The 4798-nt window shown below is 68.3% G+C and carries 5 protein-coding genes; 4 read left to right on the forward strand and 1 reads right to left on the reverse strand.

The genetic code is table 11. From position 1 onward, the window contains the following. The 4 genes from IE318_RS43930 to IE318_RS43945 form a co-directional block, all read left to right on the forward strand. On the forward strand, positions 1-376 hold a 376-nt coding region (locus tag IE318_RS43930), incomplete at its 5' end, for a TetR-like C-terminal domain-containing protein (protein WP_189908424.1). 821 nt (positions 377-1197) lie between these two features. Further along, entirely contained in the window at positions 1198-1878 is a 681-nt protein-coding gene (locus IE318_RS43935; protein ID WP_189908425.1) for a TetR/AcrR family transcriptional regulator, read from the forward strand. A 594-nt stretch (positions 1879-2472) separates the two neighbouring features. Then, positions 2473-3720: a cytochrome P450 family protein gene (locus tag IE318_RS43940; RefSeq protein ID WP_189908428.1), complete on the forward strand. Its 1248-nt coding sequence runs from the start codon at positions 2473-2475 to the stop codon at positions 3718-3720. Between the two features lie 26 nt (positions 3721-3746). After that, entirely contained in the window at positions 3747-4388 is a 642-nt protein-coding gene (locus tag IE318_RS43945; RefSeq protein WP_189908426.1) for a transposase, read from the forward strand. On the opposite strand, the gene IE318_RS43950 is transcribed toward IE318_RS43945, so the two are convergent. Continuing rightward, positions 4286-4798, reverse strand: a 513-nt coding sequence (locus IE318_RS43950) for a zinc-binding dehydrogenase (RefSeq protein ID WP_189908427.1), incomplete at its 5' end; no start/stop codon positions are given. The two genes, IE318_RS43945 and IE318_RS43950, sit on opposite strands and share 103 nt — an antisense overlap.

The following is a 4798-nucleotide window of genomic DNA, read 5'->3' on the forward strand; positions in this document are numbered from 1 at the left end:
CGAGCTGGCGCACGCACTGCGGCGCTGGGCGCTCGACGACCCGCAGCGGTACTTCCTCATCTACGGCACACCGGTGCCCGGTTACCAGGCACCTGACGACATCACCACGATCGCCACCGACATCATGGCCACCCTGCTCGACGCCTGCGCGGCCGTCCCTGCCGGCGGCGCGGAGACGGCACTCGACGCGCACCTCGCCCACCACCGGGGCTGGGGTGGCAGCCGACCGGTCCCGGCCCTGCGCCGCGCCCTGACCTTCTGGACCCGCCTGCACGGCGTCCTCTCCCTGGAACTCTCCGGCCAGTTCACCGGAATGGACTTCGACCCAGCCCAGCTGTTCGCAGCGGAGCTGGACAACCTGCTGGCTTCCCGCTGAGAGTCCATGCCGGCCGGAGAAGGCACCCGCGCCTTGCGGGAGGGAACAACGTGATCTGCCGCGGTATCGACTGGATCGAACGGCACCACAACGTCACTCTGGTCGAAGACACCGGCGAGCTGCTCGCCAAGCTCGGATCACGGACGTCGCGGCCACATGAGCGCTGAGACCGGAGGAAGACCGGAAAATGTGAAACAGGCACCGACCTTCATCAGGCTGGCCATCAGGAGCTGCGCGACCAGCCCAAAATCGTGGCTGCTGGGTCTGTCCGGCCAACGGTGCAACTCGTGTGGTGTGGGTTATGGGCGGCCGGCTGTGAGTCGGCCTTCGAAGGCGAGGTCGAAGGCCTGCAGCGCGGGCTTCCAGCGCATAGTCCAGCGTTTGCGGCCGGCGCGGGCCAGGGCGGCGACGCGCACGGGCGCGCGCCCGGCCTGATGCGCATTCCACCACTCCCTGTTCCAGTGGGGAACGGGACCTCAGGAATCCGACCGCCGAGGTACGACGGTCCGGACCCGCCCTCCGGGATCGAGCAGCGGCCAGCCCACAGCACTCGACGTGCGGTGAAAAGGTGCCGGTCAACGGTGAGTGATACGCGGTGGGGGGAGAGGCCGGCTGTCGGTGCCTTCGGTTCGTCAACGCCGCCGCAGAACTTCTGGGTCACAATGCATCAGCACTCGCGGAAACACCGGAAGGCGAACGATGCCCCCTGCCAAACAGACGCCCGAAGCTGCCGAAACCCGGCGTCCGACGCTGGAAGACCCTCCTTCGAGAGCAGCGCTCTCTTTCGTGTGCACTGCTCTCGGTTGTGCGATGCTGCTTCCATGAGCAATGCCGCACAGTGCGCCCGCGCCCGAGCGAGGATCGAAGTCGCCGCTGCCATCAAGGACGAGGCGCGCAAACAGCTCGCGACAGAAGGCGTGGCGAAGCTCTCTCTGCGCGCGGTGGCCCATGAGCTCGGCATGGCCGCCTCCGCGCTGTACCGCTACTTCCCCAGTCGCGATCACCTGCTCACCGCGCTCGTCATCGACGCCCACAACTCCCTTGGCGAGACTGCCGAGGCAGCCCAAGCAGCGGACGTCGGGCCGATGCGGCGCTGGATCATCGTGTGCGAGACGGTGCGTGACTGGGCGCTCGCGCATCCGCATGAGTACGCGCTCATCTTCGGCACGCCCCGCCCCGGGAACACCGGGCCCGACACAACCATCGCCGCCGCCCGCACCGGTCTCGTCCTCATCGGTGTCGTGCGCGACGCCTACCGGAGCCGGGGGGTGGTTGAGCCCCCGTTGCCCGCCGAGCTGCGGCCCGACGCCGAACGGATGGCCGCCGACTTCGCCGCCGACCTCCCACCCGAGGTCGTATCGGCGTTCGTCGCCGCATGGGCGCAATTGCTCGGGCTCGTCGGGTTCGAGTTGTCCGGCCGGTTCAACCTGCTCGTCGAGGAACGCGAGACGTTCTTCAGACACGCGGTGTCCCGGCTCGCCCACGCCGTGGGCCTGGTGTAAGACACGTCGTCTTGGCGCTTCGCTCCTTCCAGAACCGGCCGAGCGGATGCCATGACAGACAGTCAGGCTCGAGCGCCGCAGGTCCTGTCGGACGCGATCGATGGCTGAGCCCGGCGGCCTCGTCGCCGTCCAGGGGCCTGGTGATGCCTGGACGCCACCGCCCATGAATCGAACCATCGCCTGTGTAAGGTCCACGGTTACCGTACTCCGGCAGAGGCTCTACGCCGATGTCTCGAACAGCGCTGACGCGCTGACCGCTTGAGCTCGCCTCGGGTGACCTGTCAAATCCCGGCGTGAGTGCCCTAGAGTGGCAGAGGCTGGCTGTTGAGGCGGAACATGCCAGGCGGGGATTGCGGGACAGCCCTCAGCGGGAACACCCATCTGGCCTTCGGGCACAGCGGGTCCCACTGGCGTTGATCGGCGCGGGTTCATCGAGAGCACAGAGCGGGTCCTGATCGACACGCTTGCCGATCGGCTGCCCGATCCCAACGCGCCATGGCATCGTCAAGTGCTGGTCCGTCGCGTGCCTCATAGCTGGCGGTGTGTCCGCCGCCAGTGCGTTTCAACTCCATTAATGAACGTTGGAGACAAGTGATGAAGTGCCCCCATGCCGCTCAGGAGTCAGCGGTCGAGACGATCGTCATCGATCCTCTGGTGCGTGATCTCGCGGGCGAGACCGCCCGGTTGGTCGCCGCCGGACCGCTCGCTCGGGTCGACCTCCTCGGGGTTCCCGCGTGGGCGGTGACCCGGCACGCCGAGGCCCGGGCCCTGCTCACGGACGCCCGCCTGGTGAAGGACATGAACGCCTGGCGGCTGTGGACGCAGGGTGTCGTCACCCATGACTGGCCACTGATCGGCATGATCGACGCGGGCGTGTCAATGTTCACCACGGACGGCGCCGAGCACCGGCGGCTGCGCACGAAGACGGCGCAGGCACTGACGCCGAAGCGCCTGGAAGGGGTCCGCGGCGACATCGAGAGGTTCGTCGCAGAACTCCTCGACTTCATGGCCGCCGACGGCGCCGACGGTCGGGTGGTGGACCTCAAGAAACTGTTCGCGCAGCCGCTGCCGATGCGTGTGATCAGCCACCTGATGGGTGTCGACCGGTCCGAGCAGCCGTGGCTGGCAGAGAGCTACAAGAAGTTCTTCTCATCGCTCACCCCGCACCAGGAGCGCATGGCGCTCCTGGCGGAACTGGACGTCTGGTACCACGGCATGGTGCGCGCACGGAAGGCGGATCCCGGGGACGACCTGCTGAGCGCACTGATCCTCGCCGAGGACGGCGGACGGCCGATGGACGAGGACGAGGTGGTCGGCAACACCAAGGCACTGGTGGCTGCCGGCCACGAGACCACGGTCGGCCTGATTTTGCACACCGTGCGTGCCCTGCTCACGCATCCGGATCAGTTGCGCCTGGTCCTCGACGGGAAAGTCCCGTGGGAGACGGCGATCGAGGAGTCACTGCGTCACGAGCCGCCGGCCACGCACATCCTGATGAGGTTCGCCACGGAGGACATCGAGGTCGGCGGCACGGTGATACCCAAGGGCGACGGTCTGATCGTCTCCTACCGGGCGATCGGCAGGGACACCGCGCAGCACGGAGAGCGCTCGGAAGAGTTCGACATCACCCGCCCGACGCCGATCCGCCACATGTCCTTCGGGCACGGTCCGCACATCTGCCCAGGTGCGGCGCTGTCCCGGCTCGAGGCGTCCATAGCCCTGCCCGCGCTGTTCGAGCGGTTTCCCGGGCTGCGGGCGGCGGTCCCGGACGAAGAGATCCGCCTTCTGCCGGCGTTCGGACAGAACGACCTGGAGGCGTTCCCGGTGCTGCTTGGCGAATGATCCGCGCTCGCAGACACCGCTAGGGCGTGGACCTCGCACTGACGGTCGCACTCGGCGGGGACTGCCTCGCCGACACCGCACTGCTGCGGTCCCAGCCGGCCGTGCTCGGGCCAGTCGCCTCCGACCCAACGGTCTCCCGCCTGATCGACACCCTCGCCGCCTCCGGCGAGAAGGCGCTGACCGCGATCCGCACCGCACGTTCCGAAGTACGCAGGCGGGTCTGGGAACTGGCCGACGACCGTGCTCCGGACGCCGACGCTCAGGTGACCGTGGACCTGGACAGAGTTCTGGTCGTCGCCCGCTCGGACAAGCAGGACGCGGCCCCGGACCTGGAAGAAGACCTACGGACACCACCCGCTCACGGGCTTCGTCGACCACGGCCCGGGAGGACCGGCGAACCTGTCGCAGCCCTCCTTCGGCCCGGCAGCGCGGGCCCGAACACGGCCGCCGGCCACGTGATCGCCGCTCGCCTCGCCCTCGCTCGACTGCTCACGAAGTACCGGGGGGACGTCGGAATGCCCCGACTGCGCAGCCTTGCTCACTGGCACCCTCTTGCGAGACAACCTCAGCGAGGATCGGTGGGCTCGATCACGACCTTGATCGCTCCTGACGTGCGGTCGGCGGCGACCCGGAATGCTTCCGCGGCCGCGTCGATCGGGAATCGGTGAGTGATGAGAGCGGCGGGAATCTCCGGCCTCGTCGCAAGCATGCGTGCAACTTCCGCGACCTCTCGCACCCCGGCGTGGCGGCCGTAAGCGATGGAGTGCACGAAGGTGAGTTCCTTCGTCAGGCTCAGGATCCCGGGAATGGGTGCGTTTCCCTGGTAAACACCGGTGGACACGACACGACCCCCGCGACGGGCTGCTGCAGCAGCACTGCGGAGGCTGGATTCGCTTCCCGCAGCGTCGATCACGACGTCGTATTCGCCGTCCGGCTCCCCGCAGTTCAGCTCCTCGGCAGCGCGCTGCTGGTGGGGATGCCTCGCTGCGACATCGACGTCGTGGCCGGCGGCCTGTGCCGCCGCGGCGGCCAACAGCCCGATGGGCCCGCTGCCGAGCACCAGCAGACGCTCACCGGG

Origin of the sequence: Streptomyces spiralis (assembly GCF_014654675.1) — a bacterium.
Lineage (GTDB): Bacteria > Actinomycetota > Actinomycetes > Streptomycetales > Streptomycetaceae > Streptomyces > Streptomyces spiralis.